This window comes from uncultured Campylobacter sp., assembly GCF_938045405.1.
Classification (GTDB): domain Bacteria; phylum Campylobacterota; class Campylobacteria; order Campylobacterales; family Campylobacteraceae; genus Campylobacter_B.
In genome coordinates, this window is the sequence record NZ_CALIMW010000184.1 from 1 (window position 1) to 2,878 (window position 2,878).

The following is a 2,878-nucleotide window of genomic DNA, read 5'->3' on the forward strand; positions in this document are numbered from 1 at the left end:
TCCAAGACTCTTTACCTGTTTCTATATCTACAGTAGAAAATTTTAAGATATTAGGCAATATATCTATCATGTGCGGTACGAAATAATAATATATATCCCTAGTTTTCCGTGGAAGCTTGAAATTCTTATCGCTTAAAGAACTTAGGAATTTATTGATATCGGCTTCGCCATAATCTTTTTGAATTTGATATAGATTTAGTTTAAATTTATCTTCCAATTTAGGATCAAATTTTTTACCTTGCAACTTTTGTATATATTCTACGTTAAGCCTTGCCATATTAGCAGAGCTTACCTCATCTTTATTAAAGGAAAACGCACTCATAAAAGTGTATTCTCCTGCCTGTCTACCTCCGGGATCAGCTACTACTTTTACATCGGAGTAATATCTGATTAAATATCCGTAATCCCACCACGATAGCACATAATCCTCCCTGCTAGCCTTATTTTTTAGCTCTGCAAGAGGCATTATGGAGTCTTTCGTAAGCGTAGGCGCAACTCGGAATTCATAAATAAAATCCATGCTAGGCATTAGTGCCAAACAGGTTAAAATAGCCAACAAAGTACTTCTAAGCCAGGTGCGTATTTCAAAGTAATTCAGCGTGAAATATATAAAATAAGCAAATCCAAGCGCTATCATCGGCGTAGCGTACATTGTAAAACGAGTTCCGCCGAAAAGTGCTAAAACTCCAAGCGCTATCATCGGCAAGGTTAATATAAACGAACGGAATTTTATCAGTAGTAGAGCCAACCCTCCTACGGCGCATATAAATATAAATAGATGCCCACTAGATTCAAGCACAAATTTTATGAAATTAGCGTTTTCTACCTCATTAACCGTATTTCTAACGCCGTAGAAGTAGAAAATTTCCTCTTTGCTTACATCCTTTAAGATGTATGCTTTAAGCTGTACTGCTATAGGCACAAGTCCGCCGAATATGACGAACGTAATTACGGCGATCGTACCCAAAATCCAAAGAGCTTTTTTGCTTTTATGGCTTGGAATTTTAATCATTAAAAAATATAGCAATGCAATCAGTGAGATTTTGAACAATAAAATATAATTTACAATTATTGTCTCGCCTTCGTAATACGCGCCAAAATTTATAACCGCTGCGACCATAAGAATAATCACTTTGTAATTTTCCTCATTGTGTCTATTAAAAATCAAAGTATAGATTAAAAATATCACTATAATCGCCATATTTAAAGAATACGAGCTGGGATACCACCAATCATAAAACGCCATAAAGACGGCAGGCAAAGCAAAGCTACTCTGCTCGCTTCGCCCTATGAGCCTAATCAAAGCCCATAGCGTTAGCAGCGGCAGAGTAACATTTAACATATCGCTATCAAAATACCCGCCCAAGGTCCTCATATAATATCCCGGCAATATGGTGGCAAGTAGCGCCGCGATGATGCCGGCGCCCAGGATCTTATACTCTCTTGCTATTAAAATAATCGGTACGGCCACCAGCGGCGCTAAAAACACGCTCATATAAATCGTAATGCTATTTAGGCTGACTGGTAAAATTTTACTAAGCAAAAATGCCAGAGTTGGGATCGACGCGCCGTACGGGCTAAGATCGCCCGGCTGGTGAAAGCCCGCTATCATATCGCGCGCGCCCTCGGCATTCGCAAAGGCGTCGTTTGTGGTCATGATGAGCTCGCCATCAAAAGAAAACTGCTCGATCCCGCTAGCCCAATATATCCAAAAAAACCTGCACGCCACGCCGAATATATAAACCAGCGTCATGATCAAAAAAATATCCATGCGTGAGTATTCGCCGTTTGTAATTCTAAATTTTTGCATCTTTTTCCTTGATTTGCCATTTGAAGTACCGAGCGGCAGGCAAAATTTGCCTCTACAAATTTTACTCGCTTTATCACGCCTGCGTTACGTCTTTAACGACATTGTTTAATTTGCGTTTATTATAGCAGAATTTATCGATATTAAAGCGAAATTTTAAAAGCAACCCAAGTCAAGCCGTTTAGAATTTAAATTTGTGATATGCAATTTTGGCGACCATCAAAAAATACGATACGTAAAGATAGAGAAAGATGTAAACTAAATATCCAATATAAGGCAGATACAAAACAACACTAAGCCAATAAACATGCGTATATCTAACATATTATAAATTCCATCTTCTGGGTGCGGAATGAACAAATATAGGACAATAAACATAACGAACGCTTTTAAAAAAATATATAACAATGTTTTATTCATAGGCATATATTTAGCGATCTATGCTATGGCTAAATAGCAGAAACAACCGGTCGTTGCAAGAAGCTTACACCGAGCCGGTGGATTTTTGTGGTTTAGACGAAATTCTCGCCTAATACGCGTCGCACATAAATTTACAGACGGTTTTCGTGCGCAGATTAAGCATGATCGAGCTTAGGCATCTGCCGTCCTTGTTGCCGCTTAGTAGGCGCACGGCGTCGCCCTCTTTCCACTGCGTGCTGTCGCCCTCGATCGTCCTGTAATGCGCGCCGTTAATGACAAGCGACTCGCCGCCTTTTAGCGTTTTATCGATCTTCAGGTCGCTTGCGATCTGGCTTAGATCGCCTTTTAGGGCATTTGCGATTAGTTTTTCTTCGGCCTGCTCATGCGTCTTCATCGAGCTTTTGGCAAAGTCCGGCACCTGCACAGTTTCGGTCTGAGCCGAAGCAAACACGGCGAGCACGCAAGCAGCGTAAATCAATTTCATATTTTCTCCTCGGTTTTTTCAAAATTTCGGCGATTATAGCAAAGTTTACTTAAAAATTTCGGTCTAAATTTAGCTAGAGTTTAAATTTAAGAAATCGCCCGTCTGTTTAAAACAGAGCCGAACTCGATGGCAAATTATAAAATTTCGCCGCAATTTAAAATTTACTT

2 protein-coding genes are annotated in these 2,878 nt (G+C 39.5%); both read right to left on the reverse strand.

Going from position 1 to position 2,878, the window contains the following annotated elements:
* Positions 1-1,810, reverse strand: a 1,810-nt coding sequence (locus Q0140_RS07030) for an STT3 domain-containing protein (RefSeq protein WP_297963267.1), incomplete at its 3' end; no start/stop codon positions are given.
* 526 nt (positions 1,811-2,336) lie between these two features.
* Entirely contained in the window at positions 2,337-2,711 is a 375-nt protein-coding gene (locus Q0140_RS07035; RefSeq protein ID WP_297905105.1) for a hypothetical protein, read from the reverse strand.
* Positions 2,712-2,878: the final 167 nt, after the last annotated feature.

Bases quoted from the DNA above. Each gene is read 5' to 3' on its own strand.
- Q0140_RS07035 (WP_297905105.1), bottom strand. From the start codon at position 2,711: ATGAAATTGATTTACGCTGCTTGCGTGCTCGCCGTGTTTGCTTCGGCT.